General features: G+C 70.8%; 21 protein-coding genes. 5 read left to right on the top strand and 16 right to left on the bottom strand.

Features of this window, described 5'->3' with window-relative positions; all coding sequences use genetic code 11:
- From proB to rplU, 4 genes are all read right to left on the bottom strand, one after another.
- Positions 1-837, bottom strand: a complete 837-nt coding sequence (proB, locus tag Q9R20_RS13300) for a glutamate 5-kinase (RefSeq protein ID WP_311249775.1) — start codon at positions 835-837, stop codon at positions 1-3.
- A complete protein-coding gene (gene obgE, locus Q9R20_RS13295; protein WP_295840668.1) occupies positions 834-2,378 on the bottom strand; it encodes a GTPase ObgE in 1,545 nt (514 codons plus the stop codon). The genes proB and obgE overlap by 4 nt, the downstream gene beginning before the upstream one ends.
- A 146-nt stretch (positions 2,379-2,524) precedes the next feature.
- Complete coding sequence (gene rpmA / locus Q9R20_RS13290; protein ID WP_058596273.1) at positions 2,525-2,782, bottom strand: 50S ribosomal protein L27; 258 nt, start codon at positions 2,780-2,782, stop codon at positions 2,525-2,527.
- 18 nt (positions 2,783-2,800) lie between these two features.
- On the bottom strand, positions 2,801-3,109 hold the full coding sequence (gene rplU, locus Q9R20_RS13285) for a 50S ribosomal protein L21 (protein ID WP_295840664.1): 309 nt from the start codon (positions 3,107-3,109) through the stop codon (positions 2,801-2,803).
- A 214-nt stretch (positions 3,110-3,323) separates the two neighbouring features.
- Here rplU and Q9R20_RS13280 point away from each other — a divergent pair, with 214 nt between their 5' ends.
- The gene (locus Q9R20_RS13280) at positions 3,324-3,599 is read left to right on the top strand and encodes a DUF4031 domain-containing protein (protein ID WP_311249774.1); all 276 of its coding nucleotides are present in this window, start codon (positions 3,324-3,326) and stop codon (positions 3,597-3,599) included.
- Positions 3,600-3,659: 60 nt separating this feature from the next.
- Here Q9R20_RS13280 and Q9R20_RS13275 read toward each other — a convergent pair whose 3' ends face one another.
- Positions 3,660-6,188: an Rne/Rng family ribonuclease gene (locus tag Q9R20_RS13275; RefSeq protein ID WP_311249773.1), complete on the bottom strand. Its 2,529-nt coding sequence runs from the start codon at positions 6,186-6,188 to the stop codon at positions 3,660-3,662.
- 380 nt (positions 6,189-6,568) lie between these two features.
- Here Q9R20_RS13275 and Q9R20_RS13270 point away from each other — a divergent pair, with 380 nt between their 5' ends.
- Complete coding sequence (locus Q9R20_RS13270; RefSeq protein WP_311249772.1) at positions 6,569-7,165, top strand: vitamin K epoxide reductase family protein; 597 nt, start codon at positions 6,569-6,571, stop codon at positions 7,163-7,165.
- A 200-nt stretch (positions 7,166-7,365) separates the two neighbouring features.
- Here Q9R20_RS13270 and ndk read toward each other — a convergent pair whose 3' ends face one another.
- From ndk to Q9R20_RS13230, 8 genes are all read right to left on the bottom strand, one after another.
- Positions 7,366-7,782 carry a nucleoside-diphosphate kinase gene (gene ndk / locus Q9R20_RS13265; RefSeq protein WP_311249771.1) on the bottom strand — a complete coding sequence of 139 codons (417 nt, stop codon included), beginning with the start codon at positions 7,780-7,782 and terminating at the stop codon, positions 7,366-7,368.
- A gap of 3 nt (positions 7,783-7,785) precedes the next feature.
- Entirely contained in the window at positions 7,786-8,208 is a 423-nt protein-coding gene (locus Q9R20_RS13260) for a DUF4233 domain-containing protein (RefSeq protein WP_311249770.1), read from the bottom strand.
- A complete protein-coding gene (locus tag Q9R20_RS13255; protein WP_311249769.1) occupies positions 8,196-9,548 on the bottom strand; it encodes a folylpolyglutamate synthase/dihydrofolate synthase family protein in 1,353 nt (450 codons plus the stop codon). The genes Q9R20_RS13260 and Q9R20_RS13255 overlap by 13 nt, the downstream gene beginning before the upstream one ends.
- Positions 9,545-12,973 (bottom strand): isoleucine--tRNA ligase, encoded by a 3,429-nt coding sequence (gene ileS, locus Q9R20_RS13250; RefSeq protein ID WP_311249768.1) that lies wholly within the window; start codon positions 12,971-12,973, stop codon positions 9,545-9,547. The genes Q9R20_RS13255 and ileS overlap by 4 nt, the downstream gene beginning before the upstream one ends.
- Positions 12,974-13,391: 418 nt before the next feature.
- The gene (locus Q9R20_RS13245) at positions 13,392-14,939 is read right to left on the bottom strand and encodes an ABC transporter ATP-binding protein (protein WP_311249767.1); all 1,548 of its coding nucleotides are present in this window, start codon (positions 14,937-14,939) and stop codon (positions 13,392-13,394) included.
- Positions 14,936-15,778, bottom strand: a complete 843-nt coding sequence (locus Q9R20_RS13240) for an ABC transporter permease (protein WP_311249766.1) — start codon at positions 15,776-15,778, stop codon at positions 14,936-14,938. The genes Q9R20_RS13245 and Q9R20_RS13240 overlap by 4 nt, the downstream gene beginning before the upstream one ends.
- Positions 15,775-16,752: an ABC transporter permease gene (locus Q9R20_RS13235; RefSeq protein WP_311249765.1), complete on the bottom strand. Its 978-nt coding sequence runs from the start codon at positions 16,750-16,752 to the stop codon at positions 15,775-15,777. The genes Q9R20_RS13240 and Q9R20_RS13235 overlap by 4 nt, the downstream gene beginning before the upstream one ends.
- A 14-nt stretch (positions 16,753-16,766) precedes the next feature.
- Positions 16,767-18,380 carry an ABC transporter substrate-binding protein gene (locus tag Q9R20_RS13230; RefSeq protein ID WP_311249764.1) on the bottom strand — a complete coding sequence of 538 codons (1,614 nt, stop codon included), beginning with the start codon at positions 18,378-18,380 and terminating at the stop codon, positions 16,767-16,769.
- Positions 18,381-18,750: 370 nt separating this feature from the next.
- Between Q9R20_RS13230 and valS the strand changes: the two genes are divergently transcribed.
- From valS to Q9R20_RS13215, 3 genes are all read left to right on the top strand, one after another.
- Complete coding sequence (gene valS, locus Q9R20_RS13225; protein ID WP_311249763.1) at positions 18,751-21,318, top strand: valine--tRNA ligase; 2,568 nt, start codon at positions 18,751-18,753, stop codon at positions 21,316-21,318.
- Positions 21,318-21,566: a hypothetical protein gene (locus tag Q9R20_RS13220; RefSeq protein WP_115918078.1), complete on the top strand. Its 249-nt coding sequence runs from the start codon at positions 21,318-21,320 to the stop codon at positions 21,564-21,566. The genes valS and Q9R20_RS13220 overlap by 1 nt, the downstream gene beginning before the upstream one ends.
- Before the next feature lie 190 nt (positions 21,567-21,756).
- Positions 21,757-23,808, top strand: coding sequence for a M3 family metallopeptidase (locus Q9R20_RS13215; RefSeq protein WP_311249762.1), 2,052 nt, complete (start codon positions 21,757-21,759; stop codon positions 23,806-23,808).
- Positions 23,809-23,814: 6 nt separating this feature from the next.
- On the opposite strand, the gene Q9R20_RS13210 is transcribed toward Q9R20_RS13215, so the two are convergent.
- The 3 genes from Q9R20_RS13210 to Q9R20_RS13200 form a co-directional block, all read right to left on the bottom strand.
- On the bottom strand, positions 23,815-24,330 hold the full coding sequence (locus Q9R20_RS13210) for a GNAT family N-acetyltransferase (protein ID WP_311249761.1): 516 nt from the start codon (positions 24,328-24,330) through the stop codon (positions 23,815-23,817).
- A gap of 58 nt (positions 24,331-24,388) precedes the next feature.
- Entirely contained in the window at positions 24,389-25,657 is a 1,269-nt protein-coding gene (gene clpX / locus Q9R20_RS13205; protein WP_311249760.1) for an ATP-dependent Clp protease ATP-binding subunit ClpX, read from the bottom strand.
- 243 nt (positions 25,658-25,900) lie between these two features.
- Complete coding sequence (locus tag Q9R20_RS13200) at positions 25,901-26,563, bottom strand: ATP-dependent Clp protease proteolytic subunit (RefSeq protein WP_311249759.1); 663 nt, start codon at positions 26,561-26,563, stop codon at positions 25,901-25,903.
- Positions 26,564-26,571: the final 8 nt, after the last annotated feature.

The following is a 26,571-nucleotide window of genomic DNA, read 5'->3' as shown; positions in this document are numbered from 1 at the left end:
TCAGTGTACCGGCGCGCCCACGGCGCCCACGGGCCCGGTCGCGAGGGTGACGGGATCGGGATGGGGAGCGAACCAGGTGCCCACGGCGTCGCCGGCGAGGGCGGATGCCACCAGGTCGGCGCTCGTGACGAGCACGCCCACGCCCGCGGTCGAGGCGAGCTTGGCCGCGGAGGCCTTGGTCGCAGCTCCCCCGGTGCCGACGCCGTTGACGACGCCCGCGCCGAACTCGAAGTCGGACAGGTCGTCGCCCCACGCCACGTCGGTGATCGGACGCGCGCCCGGCTCGCTCGGCGGACGAGTGAACAGCGTCTCGATGTCACTGAGCAGGATGAGGGCGTCGGCCCCGATGAGCTGGGCGACCAGCGCCGCCAGACGGTCGTTGTCACCGAAACGGATCTCGTGGGTGGCGACGGTGTCGTTCTCGTTGACGATCGGCAGGATGCCCAGCCCCAGCAGCCGTTCCATCGCGCGACGGGCGTTCGACCGGTGCGTGGCGTTCTCGAGGTCGCCCGCCGTGAGCAGGACCTGCCCCGCGAGCAGACCGAACCGGTCGAGCGAGGTCTGGTACCGCCACATCAGGACGTTCTGCCCGACGGCCGCGGCGGCCTGCTGGGTCGCCAGATCGTGCGGACGACCGTCGAGATCGAGCAGGGGCAGCGCGGTGGCGATGGCGCCCGAGGAGACGAGGACGACTTCGGTGCCCGTGCCGTGAGCGCGCGAGAGCGCCTCCACGATGGTGTCGATCCGGTGGGCACCGTCGCCGCTGATCGACGACGACCCGACCTTCACCACGACGCGGGCGGCGCCGGGGATGTCGGCGCGCGTCGTCGCGGTCACCGCTGGTCGTCCTCGAGGGAGAGCTGCGAGGAGTCGCCGTCGGGCGAGATCCCCGCCGCACGCGCCGCGCGGCGCTCGGCCTCGAGCTCGGCGCGGGCGTCGGCCTTGGCATCCATGCGCTCGTGGTACTGCTCCCGGCGCTCGGACGAGGTGCGGCGGGAGTTCTGCACGAGACGGGGGTCGGTGCCGCGCGGAGCCGTCATGAGCTCGGCGGCCGAGGTGAGAGTCGGCTCCCAGTCGAAGACGATGCCGTCGCCGGGACCGATGACGACGGTCGCACCCGCGACCGCGCCGGCGCGGAACAGGCCGTCCTCGACGCCCAGGCGCGCGAGGCGATCGGCGAGGTAGCCCACCGCCTCCTCGTTCTGGAAGTCGGTCTGCTGGACCCACTTGACGGGCTTGTCGCCGAGGATGCGGTAGACGGGACCGTAGGTGCCGCCCTCGACCTTGATCGTGAAGTCTTTCTCGGCGCCGCGCGGGCGGATGACGACGCGCTCGGCAGGAGCCTGCTCCACGGTGGCGCGGCGGTGCTCCTCGACGATCTCGCCGAGCGCGAAGGTGAGCTCGCGCAGCCCCGAGCGGCTGACGGTGGAGATCTCGAACACGCGGAAGCCGCGCGCCTCGAGGTCGGGACGCACGAAATCGGCGAGCTCGTGCGCCTCGGGGACGTCGACCTTGTTCAAAGCGATGATCTGCGGGCGGTCGAGCAGCGGGATCTGTCCCTCGGGAACCGGGTAGGCGGCGAGCTCGGCGAGGATGATGTCGAGGTCGCTCAGCGGGTCGCGGCCCGGGTCGAGCGTCGCGCAGTCGAGCACGTGCACGAGGGCCGTGCACCGTTCGACATGGCGGAGGAATTCCAGTCCGAGACCCTTGCCCTCGCTCGCGCCCTCGATGAGGCCGGGGACGTCGGCGATCGTGTACCGCGCGTCACCGGCCTGCACGACGCCAAGATTCGGGTGCAGTGTGGTGAAGGGGTAGTCGGCGATCTTGGGGCGCGCGGCCGACACCGCGGCGATCAGGCTCGACTTGCCCGCGGACGGGAAGCCGACCAGAGCGACGTCGGCGACGGTCTTGAGCTCGAGGACGACGTCGCCCTCGTAACCGGGCGTGCCCAGCAGCGCGAAGCCGGGGGCCTTGCGCTTCGGCGACGCCAGGGCCGCGTTGCCGAGACCGCCGAGTCCACCGGGGGCCGCGACGAAACGCATCCCCGGAGTGAGCATGTCGACCAGGACGTTGCCGTCGACGTCTTTCACGACCGTGCCGAGCGGGACCGGGAGCTCCTGGTCCTCGCCCAGAGCACCCGAGCGGTGGTCGCCCATGCCGAACCCGCCGTTGCCGGCCGAACGGTGCGGCGAGTGGTGGTACGACAGCAGCGTGGTCGTCTGGGGGTCGGCGACGAGCACGACGTCTCCCCCGCTGCCGCCGTTGCCGCCGTCGGGACCGGCCAGCGGCTTGAACTTCTCACGGCGCACCGAGACGCAGCCGTTGCCGCCCTTGCCCGCACGCAGGTGCAGGGTGACGCGGTCGACGAAGGTGACCATGACGGGTCCTTCCGGGTGGACGACGACTCGACCGGCGCGGGAGGCGACGGGGTGTCGGGACGGGATCGCGCAGCGGGGCCGCGCCGGGAAAAGGAACGAGGGGGTAGGCAGTGCCCACCCCCTCGCGAGCGCCGAAGCGCTGGGAATTACTCCGCTGCGGCGACGATGTTGACGACCTTGCGGCCGCCCTTGTTGCCGAACTCGACCGCACCGGCGGCGAGGGCGAACAGCGTGTCGTCGCCACCGCGGCCGACGTTGGCGCCGGGGTGGAAGTGCGTGCCGCGCTGGCGGACGAGGATTTCGCCGGCGTTGACGGCCTGGCCGCCGAAGCGCTTCACGCCGAGGCGCTGTGCGTTGGAGTCACGACCGTTGCGGGTGGAGCTTGCGCCCTTTTTGTGTGCCATCTCTGCGTCTCCTGGCTCTTACTTGATGCCGGTGATCTTGACGCGCGTGAGGTCCTGGCGGTGGCCCTGGCGCTTCTTGTAGCCGGTCTTGTTCTTGAACTTCTGGATCACGATCTTCGGACCGCGCTCCTCACCGAGGACCTCGGCCGTGACCGAGACCTTCGCGAGCTTGTCGGCGTCGGTCGTGACCGCGTCGCCGTCGACGAACAGGACGGCGGGCAGCTGGATGCTCTCGCCGATCTTCGCCTGCTGGCGGTCGAGCACGACGATCGTGCCGACCTCCACCTTCTCCTGCCGGCCGCCGGCGCGCACAACTGCGTAAACCACTTCACACCTGTTTCATTCGGGAGCGCACGGCTCCGGTTGTCTGATGACGTTGGGGAGGGTCTGCTGACCCAAGTCTCGGTGCGATCCGGCGGGCGAAAGACCGCGGGGTCACGCACCTGGAAGGGCGGACGCGACGCACCAAGGGTCAAGTTTAGCTCACCCGGGAGCATCCGGCAAAAGCATCCGGCCCGCGTGTCGACCGTAGGATCGAGCGATGGCGATCCTGATCGACGACCCGCGGTGGCCCGCCCACGGACGACTGTGGGCGCACCTGGTCAGCGACAGCGATCTCGCGGAGCTGCACGCCTTCGCCGCGGCGGCCGGGATCCCTCGACGAGCGTTCGACCTCGATCACTACGACGTCCCCGACGAGAGGCACGCCGACCTCGTCGCGCTCGGCGCGGAGCACGTGGGCGGCAAGGAACTCGTGCGACGCCTGCTCGCGTCGGGTCTGCGCGTCCCGGCACGAGACCGTCGCCGGCACGCCTGAGGGGCCGGCCCCCGCGATCGGATCGGATCCGACGGGGGCCGACCCCTCAGCGGATGCGGCTCAGGACTCGGTGACCGGTTGCGCGTCGACGGGCGTGCCGGTGAGGGCCGCCGTGGTCACGCGGCGGCGCGAGCGTCCCTGACCCGGAGCCTTGGGCTCGGGAAGGGCTTCGAGCACCGACTCCAGCAGCGCGTCCTTCTCGGTGCGCGGAGCTTTCGGTTCGCGCTTCTTGCGGGGACGCTTCTCACGCACAGGCGCCGGGGTCTCGGCATCCTTCTCGGTCTTGGCTTCGAGGACGGCCTCCACGGACGCCACGACGGCCGCCTCGACGACGGCGGGGTCGTCGATGGTGGGCTTGACGGTGGATGCCGCGATCTGCGCGAGTGCGGACTTCACGCCCTCGGTGATGACGTGCGTGCCGCCGGCCTGGGCCGCGGCGGCGCCGGAGGCGTTCTGCGCGGTGTTGCCCGACTGGGCGTTGCCATTGCCGTTGGAGCCACCGTTCCCACCGCGTCCGCGTCGGTTGGACGAGCCCTGGTTGCCGTTGCCGTTCGAGGAGCCCGCGGGGCGGTGCTTGACGACGGGGTCGTGGTGGACGATGACGCCGCGACCGGCGCAGACCTCGCAGGCCTCGCTGAAGGTCTCGAGCAGACCCAGTCCCAGCTTCTTGCGGGTCATCTGCACGAGGCCGAGCGAGGTGACCTCCGCGACCTGATGCTTCGTCCGGTCGCGGCTCAGGCACTCGATGAGTCGGCGCAGCACGAGGTCGCGGTTGGACTCGAGCACCATGTCGATGAAGTCGACGACGATGATCCCGCCGATGTCGCGCAGGCGCAGCTGGCGCACGATCTCCTCGGCGGCCTCGAGGTTGTTCTTGGTGACGGTCTCTTCGAGGTTTCCGCCCGAGCCGACGAACTTGCCGGTGTTGACGTCGACCACGGTCATGGCCTCCGTGCGGTCGATCACGAGCGAGCCGCCGGAGGGCAGCCAGACCTTGCGGTCGAGCGCCTTCTCGATCTGCTCGGTCACGCGGAAGGCGTCGAACGGATCCTGCTCGCCCTCGTACTTCTCGACGCGCTCGAGCAGGTCGGGAGCGACGCCCTTGAGGTAGTTCGAGATCGTCTGCAGCGCCTCGTCGCCCTGGATGAGCATGCGGGTGAAGTCCTCGTTGAAGACGTCGCGCACGATCTTGACCAGAAGGTCGGGCTCGGAGTGCAGCAGGGCGGGTGCCTGGATCGTCTTGACCTGGCTGGAGACGTGCTCCCACTGCGAGGTCAGGCGCTGCACGTCGAGGGTCAGCTGCTCTTCGGTCGCGCCCTCCGCCGCGGTCCGGACGATGACGCCGGAGGACTCGGGCAGCACCTCTTTGAGGATCTTCTTCAGGCGCGCGCGCTCGGTGTCGGGGAGCTTGCGCGAGATGCCGTTCATCGTGCCGTTGGGCACGTACACGAGGTAGCGGCCGGGCAGCGAGATCTGGCTCGTCAGGCGCGCGCCCTTGTGCCCCACGGGGTCTTTGGTGACCTGTACGAGCACGCGGTCGCCTGACTTGAGCGCGAGCTCGATACGGCGGGGCTGGTTGTTGGTCTCGACGCCGTCCCAGTCGACCTCGCCCGAGTAGAGCACGGCGTTGCGGCCTCGACCGATGTCGACGAACGCGGCCTCCATGCTGGGCAGCACGTTCTGCACGCGTCCGAGGTAGACGTTGCCGATGAGCGAGGCGTCCTGATTACGGGCGACGTAGTGCTCGACGAGCACGTTGTCCTCGAGGACGGCGATCTGGATGCGACCGGCCTTCGAGCGCACGACCATCACACGATCGACCGCTTCGCGGCGGGCGAGGAACTCCGCCTCGGTCACCACGGGGCGGCGACGGCCGGCCTCGCGCCCATCGCGCCGACGCTGCTTCTTCGCCTCGAGGCGGGTGGAGCCCTTGATGCGCTGCGGCTCGGTGATGACCTCGACAGCGCGCTGGCGGACCGGCGCGGCCGACGGCTCGGCGACCTCGTCTCCCGCGGGCGCGCCGCCGCGGCGGCGATTGCGGCGGCGGGTGTTCGCGGAGCCGCGCTCGTTCGACCCGTCGTCGTCGCGGTCGTCGCGGTCCCATGCGTCGTCGCGTGCGGGCAGCGGCGGCAGCTCGGGGGCGTAGAAGTGCAGAGCGGTCGAGACCGCGGAGACGAAGTTCTCGGGGAGCAGCCCGAGCGAGACCGCGGTGGGTCGCGCCGGCTTCTCCGGCTCGGCGGGCGTCTCGGGCTCGCCGGGGGTCTCGGGTTCGGCGGGCGTCTCGGGCTCGCCGGGGGTCTCGTGCTCGGGCTGAGCGTCGACCGTGGCGGCCTCGACGTCTTCGGCCGGGACGTCGGGGGCGGATGCCGCAGCCTCGGCGTCGGGGGCGGATGCCGCAGCCTCGGCGTCGGGCTCGTCGAGCACCGCGGGCGCCTCGGTGTCGGCGGCGGCGGCCTGCTCGGCATCCTGGACCGCGGCCTCGTCCTCTTCGGCCGGGGCGACCGTGTCGACCTGCTCGTCGGTCTCGGGAGCGTGCGTCTCGGTCACCGTTTCGTCGGTGGGGGTCTGATCGTCGTTCTTCTCGGCCATGCGGGGTACTCCCTGGCGGGCGACACCGCGCGTCGCCCGACGAAATCTCATGCGGCGCCGCACCCGGCGGGGCCGCGAACTCACTCGGTCTGCAGTCGGCCTGCGGCTCGGTCTGCGAAGGGCGGTCATCGCCCGAAGTCTTCTGGTGATGTTCCTGCGGCGCGGCCGCGGTCACATCAGCTTCGATTATCGCACGGACCGGGGCGAACGCCCACGACGCCGCTCGCGGAACCCGTCATCTCCGCGCATTTCCGCACGTAGGGACGGCGACGGTCGAGTCCACGTCCCCGGTCGGGGCGCCTCGTGGCCTTCGCCGACGAGAGGCCCAGCCCCCGCCTCTCAAAGCATGCGCATAGCGACCGGGTGGAAGAATCGCGCTCATGAGCGAAACAGTCGCCCCGCGCCGCCCCGTCGTCGTCGCCGTCTGGCTGATCTTCGCGGGGGTCGTCGGATGGTGGGCCGCTTTCTCGCTCACCATGGAGCGCTTCCAGCAGCTCGCGAACCCCGATGCGGCGGCATCCTGCGACTTCAGCGTGCTGGTGCAGTGCTCGGCGAACCTGCAGTCGGCGCAGGGCAGCGTCTTCGGTTTCCCCAACCCGATTATCGGTCTCGCGGCGTGGATCGCGCCCATCGTGGTCGGCATGGCGCTGCTCGCCGGAGCCCGTTTCGCGCGGTGGTTCTGGGCGCTCTTCTGGGTCGGCTTCGCCTTCGCGCTCGGATTCGTCATCTGGCTGATCGCGCAGAGCCTGTACGTGCTCGCCACGCTCTGCCCCTGGTGCATGGTGACGTGGTCGGTGGTCATCCCCTCGTTCTTCGTCGTGACGCTGCACGTGCTGCGCGAGGGCGTTCTTCCGGGCCGGCGCGTGCGGGAGATCGCCGACCGCCTGATGTCGTGGGTTCCGCTCATGACGCTCGCCGCGTTCGTCGTGGTGGCGGTGCTCGCGCAGCTGCGCCTGAACGTGCTCGCCCAGCTCTGACGTACCGCGCGCGATGTCGCGAAGTCGAGCATCCTCAGCGCTACGGCGCTTGGAGCCGCTGAGGTGGTGGGGATCGCTGACATCGTGCGGCGCGGTGCTCACCCAGCTTTGACGGAGCGGGCCGCGTCCGTCCCCGACACGCCGCCCGTAACGACGAAGGCCGCCGCCCTTACGGGCGACGGCCTTCTCGGCATCCGGGATCAGGCGAACCAGATCGTGAGCTCGCGCTCGGCGGATTCGACGCTGTCGGAGCCGTGCACGAGGTTCTGCTGCACCTTCAGGCCCCAGTCGCGGCCGAAGTCGCCGCGGATGGTGCCGGGGGCCGCGGTCGTGGGATCGGTCGTCCCGGCGAGGGAGCGGAAGCCCTCGATGACGCGGTTACCGGCGAGGCGGATCGCGACGGAGGGCCCCGACATCATGAACTCGAGCAGCGGCTCGTAGAACGGCTTGCCCTCGTGCTCGGCGTAGTGCTGCGCGAGGGTCTCGCGGTCGGGCTCGACCAGGCGGATGTCGACGAGGGCGTAGCCCTTCGCCTCGATACGGGCGAGGATCGCGCCGGTCAGGCCGCGGGCGACGCCGTCGGGCTTGACCAGGACGAGGGTCTCTTCGGTGGCCATGGGTCATTCTCCGTTCGAGAGGTCGGGGTCGGCGGCGAGCCGGGCGTTGCGTCGGTCCAGCGCCGCTCCCTTGATCGTCGCATACGCCCACATGCCACCGAAAATGACGGCGACCACGGCGAGGGCGGGGACGAGGAAACCGCCGAGCAGCAGGAGCACCTGCAGGCCCCACCCGGCGAACAGCGCCCAGCGGTGCCGGAGCAATCCGGAGACGGCGACCATCGCGATCGCCAGGACGACGCCGCCGACGATGCCCCACCACGGCTCGATGCCGAAGGGCAGCGCCTTCAGGCCGAACACGACGAGCCCGCCGAGGAACACGACGATCGACTCGAAGCCGAGCACCACCGCGCCGAGCGACTCCTGGGCACCGCGCCGGCGGCGCGGGCGCGGCGCGCGGGGTTCGCGCGGGCTCAACCCTGCCACCCGGCCTTCCAGTCCTCGAGCTCCGCGAGCCGCAGGGCTTCGCCGGCGAGCACGACGGAGCCGGCGATGACCACGGCGCGGCGGTCGGACTCGGCGGCCCAGGAACGCGCGGCGTCGGCGGCGTCCTCGAGGGTGGGATGCACCGTGACGGGCAGGTCGGCCGCCTCGGCGACGTCGGCGATCGCGTCGGGATCGGTGGCGCGATCGCTGTCGGGCGCGGTCGCGAACACGCGGGCGACGCCCGGGACCAGCGCCGACATGATGCCGGCGGCATCCTTGCCCTCGAGGATGCCGACCACGGCGCCCCACTCGTCGATGTCGAAGGACTCGTCGAGAGCGGCGACGAGCGCGCGAGCGCCGTGCGGGTTGTGCGCCGCGTCGACGAAGACGGTGGGCGCGGTGCCGACGAGCTGCAGCCGGCCGGGCGAGGTGGCGTTGCCGAGACCGTCGGCGACGACGTCGGCGTTCAGCGCCTGCTCTCCCCCGCCGATGAGCGACTCGACCGCGGCGACCGCGAGGGCCGCGTTGCTGCCCTGGTGAGCGCCGTACAGCGGCAGGTACACCTCGGAGTAGGTTCCGGCCACCCCGCGGATGTCGAGCTGCTGGCCGCCGACGGCGAGGGTCTGGCCCTCCAGCGCGAAGCCGTCGCCGGCGACCGCCACCGTGGCGCCCTCCTTCTCGGCGCGGGTGCGGATGGCGCGGAGGGCCTCCTCCGGCTGCGCGGCCGAGACGACCGCGGCTCCGGGCTTGATGATCCCGGCCTTGACGGTGGCGATCTCGGCGATGCTCGAGCCCAGACGATCGGTGTGGTCGATGTCGATCGGCGCGAACACCGCGACGTCTCCGTCGGCGGTGTTCGTGGAGTCCCACTCCCCGCCCATGCCGACCTCGAGCACGAGCACGTCGATCGGCGCATCCGCGAAGGCGACGAAGGCCAGCACGGTGAGCAGCTCGAAGAACGTCAGCGGGGCGTCCCCGGATGCCGCGAGCTCGGCATCCACCATCTCGACGAACGGCTGGATCTCGTCCCAGGCGTCGGCGATCGCGGCGTCGGCCACGGGCTCGCCGTCGACGAGGATGCGCTCGGTGAAGCGCTCGAGGTGCGGGCTCGTGAACAGCCCCGTGCGCAGCCCGAGGGCCCGCAGGAGGCTCTCGATCATGCGGCTGGTCGAGGTCTTGCCGTTCGTGCCGGTGACGTGAATCACGCGGTACGTGCGCTGCGGGTCGGCGAGCAGTTCGAGCACGCGGCGCGTGCGCTCGACGCGCGGCTGCACCCATTGCTCGCCCTGCCGTTCGAGCAGCGCCGAGTAGACGGCATCCGCCCTGGTGCGGTCGCTCATGCGGGGGCTCCGATCCGCGCGACGGCCACCGTGACGGGGCCGACGTTCGCGTAGGTCTTGGCGGCGATCTGCGCCTCGTACTCGGCGGGCAGGGCCGCGCCCCGCTCGATGAGCCGGCCCTCGGCTCCGGCGAGCACGACGGCCTCGGCGAGGGTCTCGGATGCCACGCCTGCCACGTCGAACGCCTGGGCGACGGCCCGCGCGTCGGCGTCGTCGACGAACGTCAGCGACAGGAAGATCCGGTCGCTCACGTCGAAGCCGGCGGCCTTTCGGGTGTCCTGGATGCCGCGGATCATGTCGCGCGCCAGGCCCTCGGCCTCGAGCTCGGGGGTGGTGACGGTGTCGAGCAGCACGAAGCCGCCGCTCGACAGCACGGCCAGCGCCTCGCCCTCGGGGCGACCCGCGGTCTCGACGACGAGGTCGTACTCGCCCGGTTCCAGCGCGATGCCGCCGGCGACGACCTGACCGTCGCTCTCGCTCCAGTCGCCTTCGCGCGCGGCCTTGATGGCCTGCTGTACCTGCTTGCCCAGGCGCGGGCCCGCGGCGCGGGCGTTCACGGAGAGGCGGTGGGTGATGCCGTACTCCCCCGCCGTGCCGTCCTCGAGCGCGACCTGTTCGACGGTCTTGACGTTGAGCTCCTCGCGCAGGATGTCGTCGAACTGCGCCAGGCCCGCGGCATCCGGGGTCACCACCGTCAGACGCGGCAGCGGCAGGCGCACGCGCTTGCCCTCCTTCTTGCGCAGGGCGTTGGCGACGCTCGACACCTCGCGGACGGTGTCCATCGCGGTGCGGATGTCTTCGGCCGCGGGGAACGCCGAGGCGTTGGGCCAGTCCTCGAGGTGCACGCTGCGGCCGCCGGTCAGGCCCTGCCACACGCGCTCGGACACGAGCGGGATGAGCGGGGCGGCGACGCGGGTGAGCGTCTCGAGCACGGTGTAGAGCGTGTCGAAGGCTTCGCGGCTGGTGGGGTCGTCGGTCACGCCGACCCAGAAGCGGTCGCGCGAGCGGCGGATGTACCAGTTGGTCAGCACCTCGGCGAAGTCGCGCAGGCGCTCGGCGGCGGTCGTGGAGTCGAGGCCCTCGAGGTCGGCGGCGACATCGCGGACGAGGTCGCCGGTGAGCGCCAGGATGTACCGGTCGAGAACGTCGGTCGAATCCGTGCGCCACTCGGCGGTGTAGCCGTCGGGCCCTGACGCGTTGGCGTAGGTCGCGAAGAAGTACCAGGCGTTCCACAACGGCAGCAGGAACTCACGCACGCCCGAGCGGATGCCCTCCTCGGTCACGACGAGGTTGCCGCCGCGCAGCACGCTCGACGACATGAGGAACCAGCGCATGGCGTCCGAGCCGTCGCGGTCGAAGACCTCGCGCACGTCGGGGTAGTTGCGCAGCGACTTCGACATCTTCTGCCCGTCGTTGCCGAGCACGATGCCGTGGCACGAGACGCCGGTGTACGCCGGACGGTCGAACAGGGCGGTCGAGAGCACGTGCATGACGTAGAACCAGCCGCGCGTCTGCCCGATGTACTCGACGATGAAGTCGGCCGGAGCGTGCTCGTCGAACCACTCGTGGTTCTCGAACGGGTAGTGCACCTGGGCGAACGGCATCGAGCCCGAGTCGAACCAGACGTCGAGCACGTCCTCGATGCGGCGCATCGTCGACTGTCCCGTCGGGTCGTCGGGGTTCGGCCGGGTGAGGTCGTCGATGTAGGGCCGGTGCAGGTCGACCTCGCCGTCGGCGTTCACCGGCAGGCGGCCGAAGTCGGCCTCCATGTCGGCCAACGAGCCGTACACGTCGACGCGCGGGTAGTCGGGGTCGTCGCTCTTCCACACCGGGATCGGCGAACCCCAGTAGCGGTTGCGGCTGATCGACCAGTCGCGCGCGCCCTCGAGCCACTTGCCGAACTGGCCCTCCTTGACGTTCTCGGGCACCCAGGTGATCTGCTGGTTGTTCGCCAGCAGGTCGTCCTTGATGTCTGTCACGCGCACGAACCAGCTCGACACGGCCTTGTAGATGAGGGGGTTCCGGCAGCGCCAGCAGTGCGGGTAAGAGTGCTCGTACGACGCCTCGCGAAGGAGGCGCCCGCCCTGCTTGAGCAGACGGATCAGCGGACGGTTCGCGTCGAGCCACAGCTCGCCCGCGACGTCGGCCACGGCCGAGAGGAACCGGCCGCCGTCGTCGAGCGAGATGATCGTGGGCAGGCCCGCGGCATCAGCGAGGCGCTTGTCGTCCTCACCGTAGGCCGGGGCCTGATGCACGATGCCGGTGCCGTCGCTGACGGTGACGTAGTCGTCGACGAGGATCTTCCACGCGTTCTCGGTTCCCCACACCGAGGCGTCGGCGTAGTAGTCGAAGAGGCGGTCGTACGAGACGCCCTCGAGCTCGGCGCCCAGGATCGTCGTCTGCACGGCCTCGCGAGCGGCATCCGGGCTCTCGTACCCGAGGTCCTTCGCGTAACCGGGGAGCAGATCCTCGGCCAGCAGGTAGCGGTGCGCGACGGCCTCGAAAGCCTCGTCGGGCGTGCCGTCGGGCGCGCGGTGCACGTCGGCCGCGCCGTTCGGTCCGCCCTCGATGACCGCGTACCGGATGCCGGGACCCACCGCCAGCGCGAGGTTCGTGGGGAGCGTCCACGGCGTCGTCGTCCACGCGAGCGCCCGCACGCCGGTGAGCCCGAGTGCCTCGGCCTTCGCCCCGACGAGCGGGAACGTGACCGTGACCGAGGGGTCCTGGCGCATCTTGTAGACGTCGTCGTCCATGCGCAGCTCGTGCGTCGACAGGGGCGTCTCGTCGCGCCAGCAGTACGGCAGCACGCGGTAGCCCTCGTAGGCGAGACCCTTGTCGTGCAGGGTCTTGAACGCCCACAGGACGCTCTCCATGTACGTGGTGTCGAGGGTCTTGTACCCGCGCTCGAAGTCGACCCAGCGGGCCTGGCGAGTGACGTAGTCCTGCCACTCGCGCGTGTACTCGAGGACGGACTCGCGGGCCTTGGCGTTGAAGGTCGCCACGCCCATGGCCTCGATCTCGTCCTTCTCGGTGATCCCGAGCTGCTTCATCGCCTCGAGCTCGGCGGGCAGGCCGTGGGTGTCCCAGCCGAACACGCGGTCGACCTTCTTGCCGCGCATGGTCTGGAAGCGCGGGAAGACGTCCTTCGCGTAACCGGTCAGCAGGTGCCCGTAGTGCGGCAGGCCGTTGGCGAACGGCGGGCCGTCGTAGAACACCCACTCCTCGGCGCCCTCGCGGTTCGCGATCGAGGCGCGGAAGGTGTCGTCGCTCTTCCAGAACGCGAGCGTCTCCTGCTCGATCGCCGGGAAGCGCGGGCTGGGGACGACGGATGCCGCGGACGCGGCGCCCTGCGTGGACACCGGGGTCGTGGCATCCGAGGCCGCGTCGGCGGCCGGGCCGAAGGATGAGGGGCGTGGGTAGGTCATGTCACTCCGCGGGTCGAGGTCTGCTCGCCGGGACGATCCGTGCGGACCGCGGTACCACCCTGCATTGCGCACCCTGTCGGGAACGCCGCTTTCACTGCGGCTGTGACGGGCCTGCCCCGCGCGGTTCTACTGACCCGGACCTCGAGCGAGTCGAGGGCCGGACGTTCTTCCGCGAGCTCCCCGGTGATGGCCGGATCGATGCGTGTCCGTCGAGTCTACGCGAGCGGGGCGGGGTGCGGTGCGGCCGCCCGCGACCGTCGCGAGTGTCCAGGACACCCGGACACGGGGCCGGTGTCGTCCGGGTGTTGTGGACACTCGAGTGCCGCCGGGCACCATCCCGTTGAGTGTCCAGAACACGCCGCGCGTAGCGCGTGGGATGCGGCGTGTCGTGGACACTCGACGCGAGGGCCGCGCTGGCTCACGCGTCGGGGGCGCCCAGACCGGCGGCGGCCAGCATCTCCCGGGTGAACGGATGCCCCGGCGCGGCGAAGACGCACGACACGGCGCCGGAGTCCACGACGCGGCCGTCCTTCATCACGATCACGTCGTCGGCGATTCCGGCCACGACGTCGAGATCGTGGGTGACGAAGATCATCGCGAGGTCGCGCTCGCGCTGCAGGGCGAGGAGGCGCTCGAGGATCCGCGCCCGGACCGTGGCGTCGAGGGCCGAGACCGGTTCGTCGAGCACGAGCAGATCAGGCGACACCGCGAGGGCGCGGGCGATCGCGACGCGCTGGCGCTGTCCGCCCGACAGCTGCGCGGGTCGGCGCCGGACGAACGCGGGAGACAGCCCGACCTCGTCGAGCAGGGCGGCCACGGCCCGACGACGTCCGGGACGCGCCACGCCGCCGGCGGCCACGGCCTCGAGGAGCGTGCGACCCACGCTCCACCGCGGATCCAGAGCACCCCAGGGGTTCTGCTGCACGAGCTGCACCCGCCGCCGGTCCGCGCCGCGTGCCACGTCGGGCGTCCAGGAGTGCCCGTCGAACGAGAGCGTCCCCGCGTCGGCCGCCGCTACGCCGACCACGAGCCGCGCGAGGGTGGTCTTCCCCGACCCCGACTCCCCCACGACAGCGAGGGTGCGACCGCGACGGACCTCGAACGAGACGTCGTTCACGGCCACTCGGTCGCCGAAACGCTTCGTGACGCCGCGGGCGGCGAAGAGCGGAGCGTCGGTGCGCGGTGCGCGGCCGAGCGGCTCGTGCGACACCGCGGCGACGAGTTCGCGCGTGACGGGATCGCGAGGGGATGCCAGCACCTCGGCCGTGACGCCGGTCTCGACCACCCGTCCCTCGTGCATCACGACGACCCGATCCGCCACCCGCGCGACGGCGCCCAGGTCGTGGCTGATGAACACCACGGCGACGCCGTCGTCGGCGATGCGGCGCAGCAGGTCGAGCACGCGCGCCTGCACGGTGGCATCCAAGGCCGTGGTGGGTTCGTCGGCGACCACGACGGCGGGGTTCGCCGACAGGGCCGAGGCGATCAGGGCGCGCTGGCGCAGTCCGCCGGAGAGTTCGTGCGGGTATTGCCGGGCCCGCTCGGCGGGGTCGGGCATCGAGACACGCTCGAGGCTGGAGCGCACGCGCCCCGCGAGAGCGTCGCCGCGCACGCCCGGCTCATGGATGCGCACCGGCTCGGCGACCTCGGCGCCGACACGACGGAGGGGATCCAGCGAGACGAGCGCGTCCTGCGACACGAGGGCGATGCGCCGACCGCGCAGGGCCCGCCACTGCGATCCGGTCAGGGACTGCGCGGCGACGCCGTCGATCTCCAGGTCGTCCGCGGACCACGACAGACCGTCGGGAACCAGCCCGAGCAGGGCGCGTCCGCTCAGCGACTTGCCCGCTCCCGACTCGCCGACGATCGCGACGCACTCACCCGGTGCGACATCGAGATCGAGTCCGCGCACGATCGCGCCATCCGGACCGTCGATGCGCAGGCCGCGCAGGCGCACCCCGCTCACGCGCCCCGCTCCTCGGTGCGTGCGCGGAGGATGCGCCCGACGACGCTCACGCTGACGACGGTCGCGGTGATGGCCAGCCCCGGGAACACGGCGACCCACGGGGCCTGGAGCAGGAGGTTCCGGCCGGCCGACAGCATGAGACCCCACTCGGCGGTGGGCTCGGTGGGGCCGAGGCCGAGGAAGCTCAAGCCGGCTGCCGCGAGGATGCTCGTTCCGACGCCGATCGTGGCCAGCACGCTCACGGCGCCCAGAACGCCCGGCAGCACGTGCCGGACGTGCACGATGACGGCGGGGACGCCGATGATGCGCGCGGCCTCGACGTGCTCGGCCGCAGCGAGCGAGCGGGTCTGCGCACGAGCCAGACGCACGTACACGGGGACGGCGGCGATCGTCACGGCCACCGCGATGTTCGCCGGCCCCGGGCCCAGGACCGCCACGACCAGGAGGGCGACCAGGAACTCGGGGAAGGCCAGCAGCACGTCGACGACGCGCATCGCGGCCGCGTCCACCGCGCGCGGGGCGACGGCCGACAGCGAACCGAAGACGACCCCGACGATCACGGCGAGACCCGTCGCGAGCAGACCGATCCCCACCGATCGCCCCGCGCCGAACACGACGCGGGAGTACACGTCCCGCCCGCTCTGGTCGGTGCCGAACCAGTGCGCGGCGCTCGGCGGCTGGAGGGTGGCGCGCACGTCGGTCAGCAGCGGATCGTGGGTGGCGAGAACACCCGGTGCCACCGCCGCCAGGGCGATCACGGTCAGGACGGCGCCAGCGATCGACAGCGCGATCACCCGGCCGCGGCGGGATGGCCGACGCGCAGGAGCGACGACGCTCACGCCGGTACCCCCGCCCGCACGCGAAGCGCCGTCCGGACGGAGCGCAGCCGCGGGTCGAGAAGGGGGACAACGAGGTCGACCACGGTGTTGACCACCACGAAGACGAGCGCGCTCAGCAGGATGACCCCCGTGATCACCGGCAGATCGCGGTCGGTGATCGCCGCGAGCGTCACCCGCCCGATCCCGGGTCGCGCGAACACCGTCTCGACGAGCACCGCGCCGCCCAGCAGGGAGCCCACCAGATACGCGGCGAGGGTCACGCCGCCGACGCTCGCGTGACGCAGCGTGTGGTGCAGCGTCTCGCGTCGTGGCGTCGCGCCGCGGGCCCGCACCGTCAGCAGGAACGGCTCGCGCTCGGCGGCCTCGATCCCGTCGCGCAGCACCTGGGACAGGAGTGCGGCGACCGGCAGGGCCAGGGTCACCGCCGGCAGCACGAGCGAGGCAGCATCCCGTCCTCCGGCCACCGGGAACCACCCGAGCTGGAACGAGAAGACGCTCAGCAGCACGAGCCCCGTCCAGAACACCGGCGATGACAGCACGATGAGCTCGATCCCGGATGCCGCGGCCCGCCCACGCCGTCCGCGCACGAGAAGCGCGGTCGCGAGGGCCAGCAGCACGGCGATCACCAGCGCCAGCGCCGACAGCTGCAGGGTGGGTCCGAGCTGTCGGCCGATGACCTCGGAGACAGGGAGGCGCAGCTGATAGGACTCCCCCAGGTCTCCCCGCACGAGCCGCCCGAGGAACGCCGCGTACTGCTCGATGACGGGCCGGTCCAGTCCGAGCTCGGAGCGGATCCCCGCCTTCACCGCCTCGCTCACCTGCGCCTGCGGGCCCAGCATGACGTCGACCGGGTCGCCGGGGATGATCCGGAACGCCACGAACGCCAAGGTCGCCGCACCCCAGAGCACGAGAACGACGGATGCCGCGATCCCGCCGAGGCGCCTCAGCAGGGCGCGGGAGCGAGAACGCGGCATCCGTGAGTCCGGACTCAGCCGACCGACGCGGTCGCGAACAGCGGACGACCATACAGGTCGAACTCGAGCCCCGACACCTTCGGGGTGACGGCGCTGATCAGCGCGGGGCTGTACAGCGGCACGATCGCGGCCTGCTCGGCGTTCCACTGCTGCACCTGCGCATAGATCGCGTTGCGTTCGGCCGGATCGGTCGTCGAGGCGCCCTGCTCCAGCAGCGCGTCCAAGGCCGGATCGCTCACCTGGGAGGCGTTCTGGAACCCGTCGGTGGCGAGGTGGCTGCGCAGCAGGTCGGCGTCGACGCCGGAGAAGCCCCAGTCGGTGACGTCGTAGGTCTTCGGCCCGTACTGCTCGTTGTAGGCGCCGGGCTCGAGCACTTCGCGCTGCAGGTCGAAGCCGACCGCTTTGAGGTCGCTCTGCACGGCGTTGGCCAGCGCAGCGCGGTCGTCGGGCACGGGCGTCCACGCGATCCAGCGCGCGGTGAGGCGCTGACCGTCCTTGGTGCGGATGCCGTCGGCATCCCGTCCCGTCCAGCCCGCCTCGTCGAGGAGGGCATCGGCGGCCGCCCGGTCGAAGGGCCACGAATTCTCGAGGCTCGCGTCGTAGCCGGGGGTGGTGGCACCGAGGATGCTCCACGCGCGGGGGTACTGGCCGTAGAAGATCTCCTGCACGGCGGTGTCGACGTCGATGGCCTTCGTGAACGCCTGACGCACCTTCTGGTCGGCGAAGACGCCGTACTTCTCGTTCAGGAACAGCGAGTACGGCAGGCCCGGATAGGCGATCGACTTCACCTCGTCGTCGCCCGGGACCTGGCCGACGAGGTTCGGCGGCAGATTGGTGACGACGTCGGCCTGACCGCTCGAGAGCGCGCCGAGGCGGACGGAGGCCTCGGGCAGGATGTCGACGCGCAGGGTCTTGAACGTCGGCGTGCCGCCGCCGTCGGGACCCCAGGTGTAATCCTCGTTGCGGGTGTAGACGATGTCCTGGTCGGGCGTGTACTCGGTGAGCTCGAAGGGGCCCGTGCCGACGGTGATGCCGGGGCCGCCGGCCTTGAGCTGGTCGGCCTTCGACTCCAGCACCGCGGGCGAGTAGAAGCCGAGCAGCGAGGTCGACGCCGCCTGCAGGAACGGCGCATAGGGCTGCGTAAAGCGCACGCGTACGGTGTGCTCGTCGACGACGTCGGTGCCGGCGTACAGCTCGCCGCCGAGCATGCTCGCAGCCTGGGCCGAGGCGGTGTCGGGGTCGGCGATGCGGTCGAAGTTCGCCTTGACCGCCGCGGCGTCGAACGCCGTGCCGTCGTGAAAGGTCACGTCGGTGCGCAGGCGGAAGAGGTAGCTCGCGCCGCCGTCTTCGACGTCCCAGGACTCGGCGAGCCACGGCGAGAACGATCCGTCGGCCTCCTGGTACACGAGCGAGTCGAGCACGGCGCGCTGCACCATGGCCGACACGTCGAGCTGGCTGGTCTGCGGGTCCATGTGCCCGGCCGAGAGGTTCGCCCCCTCGATCGCCCAGACGATCTCGCCGTCGCCCTGCGCTGCGGGGTCGGAACCGGCGCACGCCGAGAGCGAGAGGGCGGCGACCGCGGCGACGGCGACCGCCGAGAGCACGCGGCGGGAAAGCTGTGAAGGCATGACGAAACCTCGAAGTGTCTGTGGGGAGTCTCCAGCCTACTCGCGTTCCTGTACCGGGTGCGGAAACCCCGTCTCGCACGCCCCCCCCGCGTGAGTCGCCAAGAATTGTCGCTTCAAGGGGACGGGAAGCGACAATTCCTGGCGACTCGCGCGAAACCCCCCGCGCCGCGCTCACGTCGGCCGCGAACGGATTCGGACCGGCGCGACAGAATCGGATGCGCGTCCGCTCGGCATCCGAATTTGCTGCACCCATCCGAATCTGCGAGCGTGCGCCGGCAGCGTGCGCTCCCGCCCGACCCCGGTATCGTGGATGCCATACCCATCAGGCACGCTCACACAGTGCCGCCCATATCGCTCGAGGAGTACCCCCATGGCCACCATTCCCGACAAGCCCGCCCTGGAGGGTCTCGAGCAGAAGTGGGATGCCGCGTGGAACGAGCGCGGCACGTACGTGTTCGATCGCATCCGCGCCGCCGAGGCCGGTCGCCAGGGCGTCTACTCGGTGGACACCCCGCCGCCGACGGCATCCGGGAGCCTGCACATCGGCCACGTGTTCTCGTTCACGCACACCGACGTGAAGGTGCGCTTCGAGCGCATGCGCGGCAAGACGGTGTTCTACCCGATGGGCTGGGACGACAACGGTCTGCCCACCGAGCGCCGCGTGCAGAACTACTACGGCGTGCGCTGCGACCCCTCGCTCCCCTACGACGCCGACTTCACCCCGCCGTTCGCGGGTGGCGACAACAAGAGCAGCAAGGCCGCCGACCAGGTGCCCATCAGCCGCCGCAACTTCATCGAGCTGTGCGAGCAGCTGACGATCGAGGACGAGAAGCAGTTCGAGGAGCTGTTCCGCGAGCTCGGCCTCAGCGTCGACTGGACGCAGACCTACCGCACGATCTCCGACGACTCGATCCGCACGAGCCAGCTGGCGTTCCTGCGCAACATCGAGCGCGGCGAGGCGTACCAGGCGCTCGCACCGACGCTGTGGGACGTCGACTTCCGCTCCGCGATCGCCCAGGCCGAGCTCGAGGACCGCGACCAGCCGGCTGCGTACCACCGCGTGGGCTTCGCGAAGACCGACGGCTCGGGAGACGTGTTCATCGAGACCACGCGCCCCGAGCTGCTGCCCGCGTGCGTGGCCCTCGTGGCGAACCCCGATGACGAGCGCTACCAGCCGTTGTTCGGCTCGACCGTGCGCACGCCCCTGTTCGACGTCGAGGTGCCGGTCCTCGCGCACCCTCTCGCGCAGAAGGACAAGGGCTCGGGCATCGCCATGATCTGCACCTTCGGCGACGTGACCGACATCATCTGGTGGCGCGAGCTCGACCTGCCCAACCGCACGATCATCGGCAAGGACGGCCGCATCGTCGCCGAGGCTCCCGAGGTGATCGTGACGGATGCCGCGAAGGCGGCGTACGCGGAGCTCGCGGGCAAGACGGTGTTCAGCGCCAAGAAGCGCATCGTCGAGCTCCTGCAGGAGTCCGGCGCCATGGAGGGCGCACCGAAGCCCTTCACCCACCCCGTGAAGTTCTTCGAGAAGGGCGACCGCCCGCTCGAGATCGTGTCGACGCGCCAGTGGTACATCCGCAACGGTGCGCGCGACGCCGAGCTGCGGGAGCGCCTCATCTCGCTCGGTCGCGAGATGTCGTGGCATCCGGACTTCATGCGTGTGCGGTTCGAGAACTGGACCAGCGGTCTCACGGGTGACTGGCTCGTGTCGCGCCAGCGCTTCTTCGGTGTGCCGATCCCCGTCTGGTACGCGCTCGACCAGAACGGCGAGCGCGACTACGACCGCGTGCTGACTCCCGACCTCGCCTCGCTGCCCGTCGACCCGACCACCGACGTCCCACCGGGCTACACCGAGGAGCAGCGCGGTGCGGCGGGCGGCTTCGACGCCGAGCGCGACATCCTCGACACGTGGGCGACCTCGTCCCTCACCCCGCAGCTGGCCGGCGGCTGGCAGCGCGACGAGGAGCTGTGGAACCTCGTGTCGCCGTTCGACCTGCGCCCGCAGGGGCAGGACATCATCCGCACCTGGCTCTTCTCGACCATGCTGCGCAGCGCGCTGGAGGACGACCGGAGCCCCTGGTCGGATGCCGCGATCTCGGGCTTCATCGTCGACCCCGATCGCAAGAAGATGTCCAAGTCGAAGGGCAATGTGGTCACGCCCGCCGACATCCTCAAGCAGCACGGCTCCGACGCGGTGCGCTACTGGTCGGCGTCGAGCCGTCTCGGCACCGACGCGGCCTTCGACCCGCAGAACCCCACGCAGGTCAAGATCGGGCGCCGTCTCGCGATCAAGCTCCTCAACGCCGCGAAGTTCGTGCTGTCGTTCCCCGTGCCCGAGGGCGCCGAGGTGACGCACGCGCTCGACGCGTCGATGCTCGCGACCCTGGATGCCGTCGTGCGCGACGCCACCGCCGCCTTCGAGGCGTACGACCATGCGCGCGCGCTGGAGATCACCGAGTCGTTCTTCTGGACGTTCTGCGACGACTACCTCGAGCTGGTGAAGGAGCGCGCGTACGACCAGACCGACGTGGGCCAGGCCTCCGCGGCCCTCGCGCTGCGCACGGCGCTGTCGACGCTCGTGCGCCTGTTCGCGCCCGTGCTGTCGTTCGCGTCCGAGGAGGTGTGGTCGTGGTTCGAGGAGGGCTCCGTGCACACCGCCGCGTGGCCCGAGCCCCTCGGCATCGAGGGCGACCCGGCCGTGCTGACCGCCGTGAGCGCCGCGCTCATCGGCATCCGTCGCGCCAAGACCGAGGCGAAGGCCTCGCAGAAGACGCCCGTGACCTCGCTCACCGTGGCGGGACCGCACGTCGAAGCACTGCGCCTCGCCGAGGGCGACCTGCGCGCCGTGGGGCGGATCGAGACGATCTCGTTCGCCGAGGCCGAGACCACCACCGTCACCGACATCGTGTTCGCACCCCAGGAGGCCTGATGCAACTCGGAACCCGTTGGACCGCCCGCGAGCAGCCGCCGAAGGCTGTGCCCGAGGCGCTGCACGCCCAGATCGCCGCGGTCGAGGCCGCGCTGAACCCCGACGGGCTCAGCGCTCCCGCTCCGAGGTGGACGCTGACGTTCCTCGAGGGGCGCCCCGTCGCCGAACTCGACACCGGGGTCATCGTGACCCAGGATGCCGCGGGCGAGGTCGTCGTGCGCTACGACGACGACGCCGAATTCGCCTGAGCCGCGCTCATCACGGAGCCCGCTGCGCCCTCCGGGGCGTCGGCGGGCTCCGTCGTGTTCGGCTCTCTCGTCGCCGCGGCCCCGGAGCGGAGGAGAATCCGGCGGCGGAGGACGACTCGCGCGCCCGATGTCCGCCCTCGGCCGAAAGTCCTCCCCCCGCAACCCTCGTGCCTGCTCGTAGGCTGGACCGATGACGGATGCCGTGAACAATCCCCTCCTCGCGCCGCCCTCGCTCCCCTACGACCTGCCGCCCTACGGCAGCATCGCGGTCGAGCACTACCTCCCGGCGTTCCACGCCGCCTTCGCTGCGCAGCGGGCGGAGGTCGAGGCGATCACCGCCGAAACCGCGGACCCCACCTTCGAGAACACCCTGGTCGCCCTGGAGCGCAGCGGCGAACTGCTCGACCGCGTCGCCCGCGCGTTCTACACCGTGGCATCCGCCGACGGCACTCCCGAGATCCAGGCGGTCGAGGAGGAGCTCGCGCCCCTGATGTCGGCGCACGGCGACGCCATCCAGCTCGACGCCGCCCTCTTCGCCCGCGTCGCCGCGCTGTACGCCCGGCTCGACGACCTCGATCTCGACGACGAGAGCCGCTACCTCGTCGAGCGCCGCCACCGCGAGATGTCGCTCGCCGGAGCGGGACTCGACGACGAGCAGAAGCAGCGCCTCACCGACCTCAACCAACGCCTGTCGGTCCTGACGAACGCGTTCGAGAAGAACCTGCTCGCCGACACCAACGACCTCGCCGTGGTCTTCGACACCGCGGCCGAGCTCGACGGGCTCAGCGACGGTGAGCTCTCGGCCGCGGCGCAGGCTGCCACGAACCGGGGCCTCGATGGGCGTTACATCGTCACCCTCACGCTCTACACGGGCCATCCGCTGCTCGCGTCGCTCACGAACCGCGAGAGCCGTCACAGGCTGCTCGAGGCGTCGCGGTCGCGCGCCATCCGCGGCAACGAGCACGACAACCGCCCCGTGCTGCGCGACATCGTGCGCCTCCGTGCCGAGCGGGCCGCCCTCCTGGGCTATCCCTCGCACGCCGCCGCCATCCTGGCCGACCAGACGGCGGGATCCCCGGATGCCGTGCACGACCTGCTGCGCAGACTCGCCGCCCCCGCGGCCGCCAACGCCCGCTCCGAGCAGGAGGCGCTGCAGCAGATCGCCGACGCCGACGGCATCCGCATCGAGGCGCACGACTGGGCGTACTACACCGAGAAGGTGCGCGCGGAGCGCTACGACCTCGACCGCGCGGCCCTGCGCCCATGGTTCGAGGCGGAGCGGGTGCTGCGCGACGGCGTCTTCTTCGCGGCCGAGCAGCTCTACGGCATCCGGGTCTCCGAGCGGCACGACCTGCAGGGCTATCACCCCGACGTGCGCGTGTTCGAGGTGCACAACGCCGACGGCAGCGAGCTCGGGCTGTTCCTGCTCGATCTGTACACGCGCGACACCAAGCGCGGCGGCGCGTGGATGAACTCGATCGTCACGCAGTCGGCCCTCCGCGGCACCGCCCCGGTCGTGGTCAACAATCTGAACGTCAACAAGCCCGCGCCCGGGACTCCGACGCTGCTGACGCTCGACGAGGTCACGACCCTCTTCCACGAGTTCGGGCACGCCCTGCACGGCCTTTTCGCCACCGTCACCTACCCGCACTTCGGCGGTACCGCGGTGTACCGCGACTTCGTCGAGTTCCCCAGCCAGGTGAACGAGATGTGGATCCTGTGGCCCGAGATCCTCTCGAACTACGCCCGTCACATCGACACCGGTGAGCCGCTGCCGTCCGACGTCGTCGAGCGGCTGCACGCGTCCGAGGCGTTCAACCAGGGCTTCGCCACGAGCGAGTACCTCGCGGCATCCTGGATCGACCAGGCGTGGCACGGTCTCTCCACGGACGAGGCGGCGGCCGACATCGACGTCGAGGCCTTCGAGGCGTCGGCCCTGGCCGACATCGGACTCGACAACCCCGCGGTCCCCACCCGCTACGCGTCGACGTACTTCGCGCACGTGTTCTCGGGCGGCTACAGCGCCGGGTACTACTCCTACATCTGGAGCGAGGTGCTCGACGCCGACACCGTGGAGTGGTTCCGCGAGAACGGCGGCCTCTCGCGCGAGAACGGTGATCGGTTCCGCCGGCGACTCCTGGGTGTCGGCGGGTCCGGCGACCCTCTCGCCGCCTACCGGGACTTCCGGGGCCGGGATGCCGAGATCCAGCCGTTGCTGGAGCGTCGCGGGCTCGCGGGCTGAGCGCGGTCAGCTCGGCACCGAGTATTTGAACCCGACGTGCGAGTCGACGAAGCCGAGCCGCGTGTAGAACCGGTGGGCGTCGACGCGCGCCGCGTCGGAGGTCAGTTGCACGAGGCTCGCCCCGGTCGCCGGGGCGGCCTCGTGCATCACCCAGCGCATGACGGCGCTGCCGATGCCCCCGGAGCGCACGCTCGAGGACACCCGGACAGCCTCGACGAGCAGCCGCGTGGCGCCCCGGCGCGCCATGCCGGGGATAACGGTCAGCTGAAGGGTCCCCACGACCGTGCCGTCAGCGGCATCCACGACCAGCAGGTCGTTCAGCGGCGCGTCGAGGACGCTGGTCAGGCCGGCGGAGTAGGCCTCGACGTCTTCGGCACCGCCGCGGTCGCCGCGCGCGGCGCTGATCGGGTCGTCCGAGAGCAGCGCGATGAGAGCGGGGAGGTCCGACGCCGCCGCGCGACGCACGCCGACGTCGCCGGAGCGGGTGGACAGGACGACGGGAAGCGGCAGGTCGGCGAGCATCGTCCCATCCTGCCGCGCGCAGGATCGCGCACCGGGCATGACGCCCCGTGAATGTTGCTCAGGCGCTGCGACGCTTCTGCGCGAGCACGATCGTCGGCTGCGCGCCGTCTTCAACGGCCGCGCGCGTGATGACCACCTTGGCGATGTCGTCGGCGGAGGGCACATCGAACATGATGGGGCCGAGGACGTCTTCGAGGATGGCACGGAGCCCTCGGGCGCCGGTCTTGCGGGCGACCGCGAGGTCGGCGATCGCGCGCAGGGCGTCGTCGTCGAACTCGAGCTGGACGCCGTCGAGTTCGAACATGCGCTGATACTGCTTGACGAGCGCGTTGCGCGGCGCGGTGAGGATCTCCATCAGTGCATCCTGATCGAGGGGCGACACGGAGGCCACCACGGGCAGACGACCGATGAACTCGGGGATCAGGCCGAACTTGTGCAGGTCTTCGGGAAGCGCCTCGCTGAAGAGGTCGGGCGCGTCTTCCTTGCGGTGCAGCGGAGCGCCGAAGCCGACGCCGTGCTTGCCGACGCGGGCCGAGATGATCTCCTCGAGACCCGCGAACGCGCCGGCCACGATGAACAGGACGTTCGTCGTGTCGATCTGGATGAACTCCTGGTGCGGGTGCTTGCGCCCGCCCTGCGGCGGCACCGAGGCGACCGTTCCCTCGAGGATCTTCAGCAGCGCCTGCTGCACGCCCTCGCCCGACACATCGCGCGTGATCGAGGGGTTCTCGGCCTTCCGGGCGATCTTGTCGACCTCGTCGATGTAAATGATGCCGGTCTCGGCGCGCTTCACGTCGAAATCGGCGGCCTGCAGCAGCTTGAGGAGGATGTTCTCGACGTCTTCACCGACGTAGCCGGCCTCGGTGAGGGCCGTGGCATCGGCCACCGCGAAGGGGACGTTGAGGCGCTTCGCGAGCGTCTGCGCCAGGTAGGTCTTGCCGCAACCGGTGGGCCCGAGCAAGAGGATGTTGCTCTTGGCGATGTCGATCTCTTCAGCGCGCTGCTCGGCTGGCTGAAGCGTGCCGTGGGCGCGGACACGCTTGTAGTGGTTGTAGACGGCGACGGCGAGGGCGCGCTTGGCCGGCTCCTGCCCGACGACGTATTCCTCGAGGAACGAGAAGATCTCGCGGGGCTTGGGCAGGTCGAACTCGGCGACCTCGCCGGCCGAGGATTCGGCCATGCGCTCCTCGATGATCTCGTTGCACAGCTCGACGCACTCGTCGCAGATGTACACGCCGGGACCGGCGATGAGCTGCTGCACCTGCTTCTGGCTCTTGCCGCAGAAAGAGCATTTGAACAGGTCGGCGCTCTCACCGATGCGTGCCATGGCCGGTTCCTCCCGTCACCCGGCCCCCGCCGGTGTGTTACCCGAGCCTAACCCGAGCCCACGGCATCCGAGGGCATTTGCGCGCGCCGCGGCGTTCCCCCCCACCGCGCGAGTCGCCACTTTTTGTCGCCTGGGCGTGCGCCGAAGTGACAAATCCTGGCGACTCACGCGATCAGCGCGGCGCGCACGACGAAGCCCCGCAGACCGAAACGGGTCTGCGGGGCTGGCCGTGGCGCGAACGCGTCAGGCGGTGAGGGCCGCCGGGGTGCGCTTGCGGGTCGTGAGGACCTGGTCGACGATGCCGTAATCCATGGCCTCCTGGGCCGAGAGGATCTTGTCGCGGTCGATGTCCTTGTTGACCTTCGCCGCGTCCTGTCCGGTGTGGCGGGCCATGGTCTCCTCGAGCCAGGTGCGCATACGGAGGATCTCCGCCGCCTGGATCTCGATGTCGGAGGCCTGTCCGTGTCCGGCCTCACCCATGGCGGGCTGGTGGATCAGGATGCGGGCGTTGGGGAGGGCGAGACGCTTGCCGGGGGCGCCGGCGGCGAGCAGGACGGATGCCGCGGAGGCGGCCTGTCCGAGCACGACCGTCTGGATCTGCGGCGAGACGTACTGCATCGTGTCGTAGATCGCCGTCATGGCCGTGAAGGAGCCGCCGGGCGAGTTGATGTACATGATGATGTCGCGGTCGGGGTCCTGCGACTCGAGGACGAGCAGCTGGGCCATGACGTCGTCGGCCGACGCGTCGTCGACCTGCACGCCGAGGAAGATGACGCGGTCCTCGAACAGCTTGTTGTAGGGGTCCTGGCGCTTGTAGCCGTAGGCGGTGCGCTCCTCGAACTGAGGAAGAACGTAGCGGCTGCTGGGCATGTGGGCTGCGGAGCCGCCGAAGGTGGGGATGTTCATGTCGGTGT

Origin of the sequence: Microbacterium sp. PRF11, assembly GCF_031844085.1 — a bacterium.
GTDB lineage: Bacteria > Actinomycetota > Actinomycetes > Actinomycetales > Microbacteriaceae > Microbacterium.
Note: the sequence above shows the minus strand (reverse complement) of the source record. Positions and strands in the feature narration are given on the sequence as shown.